Origin of the sequence: Streptomyces sp. NPDC057543 (assembly GCF_042801895.1) — a bacterium.
GTDB lineage: Bacteria > Actinomycetota > Actinomycetes > Streptomycetales > Streptomycetaceae > Streptomyces.
This window is the reverse complement of sequence record NZ_JBHVFF010000526.1, coordinates 1-2,645: the sequence shown is the minus strand read 5'-3', so window position 1 is coordinate 2,645 and position 2,645 is coordinate 1. Positions and strand designations below refer to the sequence as shown.

Below are 2,645 nucleotides of genomic sequence, written 5' to 3'. Positions count from 1 at the left end.
TCCTGGCACCGGCCACCCGGCCTCAACGGGTCACTTGACCTTGATCTGCTCGTACACAGGGACGCTGAACTGGTTCAGCGACACATTGGAGACCCGGTCCGAGTACCCGGCGCTGCCGTTCTGGTACCAGAGCGGGATGACGGGCATCTGCTCGACCAGGACCTTCTCCGCGTCCTGGAAGGTCGAGACGGCCTTGGCCTTGTCGGACTCGGCGTTGGCCTTGTTGACGAGGTCGTCGAACTTCTTGCTGCTCCACTTGCCGTCGTTGGACGAGGCGTCGGTGTAGTACACCGGTTGCAGGAAGTTCTGGATCAGCGGGTAGTCCATCTGCCAGCCGGCCCGCCAGGCGCTGGTCAGCTTCTGCTGGGAGACCTGGCTGCGGAAGTCGGCGAAGGTGCCGACCGGGCCGCCGACGCACGCCTTGTTGTTGCCCATCACCTTGTTGATGCTGTTGCAGACGGCGTCGACCCACTCCTTGTGCGAGCCGGTGTCCGCGTTGTACGAGATCTTGAGCTGGCCGCCGGGGATGCCGCCGCCCTCCTGGATCAGCTTCTTGGCGTTCGCCGCGTTGTACTCGCAGGGCGCGCCGCACAACCCCTTCTTGAAGCCGCCGTTCGCGCCGAGGACCGGGGAGGTCCAGTCGGAGGCGGGGGTGCGGGTCTTCTGGAAGATCTGGCTGGTGATCTGATCGCGGTTGATCGCCATCGACAGGCCCTGACGGACCTTGATGCCGCCGGGGGTGTCCCACTTCTTCTCGTAGAAGGGGAAGGCGAGGGTCTGGATGATGCCGGCCGGAGTGTTGATGTACCGGTTGCCGAGGTCCGCCTTGACGTTCTTCAGTTGCGAGGCGGGTACGTCGTCGACGAGGTCGAGGTTGCCGGCCGTCAGGTCGGTGTAGGCGGTGTTGTTGTCGGTGTAGACCTTGAGGTCGATGCCACCGTTCAGCGCCTTGTCGTCCCCGGGGTACTTGTCCCACTTGCGCAGGTTCATCGACGAGCCCTTGGTGTACTTGTCGATGGTGTACGGGCCGTTGCCGATCGGCTTGGACACCCAGGCGGCGTGGTCGGTGAAGAAGGCGCTGGGCAGCGGGGCGAAGGCCGGGTAGCCGAGAGTGTCGGGCCACAGCGAGAACTTCTGCATCAGCTTGACCGTGAAGGTCTTGTCGTTGACGAGCTTGAGGCCGGAGAGCGTGTTCGCCAGAGCGCTGCCGGTCGCCGGGTGGACCTTGTCGTATCCGTCGATGTAACCGAAGAAGTACGCGTTCTTCTGATTGTTCTTCAGCAGGGCGCCGTAGTTCCAGGCGTCCACGAACGACTTCGCGGTGATCTTCTCGCCGTTGCTGAAGGTCCAGCCGTCCTTTACGGTGATCGTGAAGTTCTGGTTGTCCTTGGTGTCGATCTTCTCGGCGAGCATGTTCGTGGCCGCGCCGGTCTTCGGGTCGTACTTCTTGAGTCCCCGGAAGATCATGTCGAGGACCTTGCCGCCCTGCACCTCGTTGGTGTTCGCGGGCTCCAGCGGGTTCTGCGGGTCACCCCAGGAGGAGCTCACGATTCCATTGGCTCCACCGCCACCGCCGCCACTGCTGCCCCCGCCGCCACATGCCGTCGCCGCCAGGGCGACGGCCACCGCACATGCGGCCCACTTGGCCTGTGTGGCTCCGCGCATGGAGTGCCTCCTCTGAGTCTTCATCACACTTAAAGGCCAATATCGCCCCGAAACAATAAAAACGCCCACTAACTACGGCCATACGTGTGCATTTCCCACAGAAAACATCGAAGGGGTCGTCAGGCAGCCGGACTCGCCCACGACACGGCCGCCGCCTCCGGACAGCCCACCCCCCGAGGTGCCACCCTTGCTCCCGAATGCGCGGAATGACACCGGACCGATCGGCTCCGCGCGCCGTCACCATCGCTCGCGTACACGCCGCCGCACATTCGAAACATGAAGCTCAAAGGTCGCTCAAATCACTTACAACACAAGCGAGTTGAGGGGAAGCTATGGCCTACAGCACACCGAACCGCAATCAACCTGGAGAAGACGCGTGAAGCGTGCCATAGCCACCCTTGTTTCCACCGCCATGCTCGGCGCCGGCGTCGTCGGCGCGACCGCCTCACCCGCCTCCGCGGGCGAAATCTGCGACGCCCCGCCCGTCTACACCATCGGCGACAAGAAGACCGTCTGGGTGAACACCAACATCCACAGCGACTGGGGCAAGCCGGGCGTGACCCTCGGCTACACCAAGAACAGAACGGGCACCTGGACCGCGACGGGCACGGCGACCGTCGGCGCGGAGGCGGGCGTGATCTTCGCCAAGGCATCGTCCTCGTTCAGCGTTTCCCTCGGCAAGTCGTGGTCGAAGTCCGACACCTGGTCCTACTCGGCGACGGTCCAGAAGAAGAAGGGCAAGACCATGGGCCGCCTCATGATGCAGCACGAGGCGAAGGGCTTCAGCGTCACCAAGTACAGGTTTGCCGCCAAGGCCGGCGGTCACTGCCAGAAGGTGAAGGTCTGGAAGAAGAGCAACAACGTGGCGCCGGTCAAGAAGAACAGCAACCTGTGGGGCATTCAGTACCGGTAGCCCAGCGGGCACCGAGCACGACGGACTGTCATAATCGCGGAGGATGACAGTCCGCGAACGACGGAAG

The 2,645-nt window shown here is 63.4% G+C and carries 2 protein-coding genes; one reads left to right on the top strand and one right to left on the bottom strand.

What is annotated here, in order from left to right; all coding sequences use genetic code 11:
* Nucleotides 1–30: 30 nt before the first annotated feature.
* A complete protein-coding gene (locus ACFU8Q_RS40870) occupies nucleotides 31–1,665 on the bottom strand; it encodes an ABC transporter substrate-binding protein (RefSeq protein ID WP_384465113.1) in 1,635 nt (544 codons plus the stop codon).
* Between the two features lie 376 nt (nucleotides 1,666–2,041).
* Between ACFU8Q_RS40870 and ACFU8Q_RS40865 the strand changes: the two genes are divergently transcribed.
* Nucleotides 2,042–2,578 (top strand): hypothetical protein, encoded by a 537-nt coding sequence (locus ACFU8Q_RS40865; protein WP_384465110.1) that lies wholly within the window; start codon nucleotides 2,042–2,044, stop codon nucleotides 2,576–2,578.
* Nucleotides 2,579–2,645 lie beyond the last annotated feature (67 nt).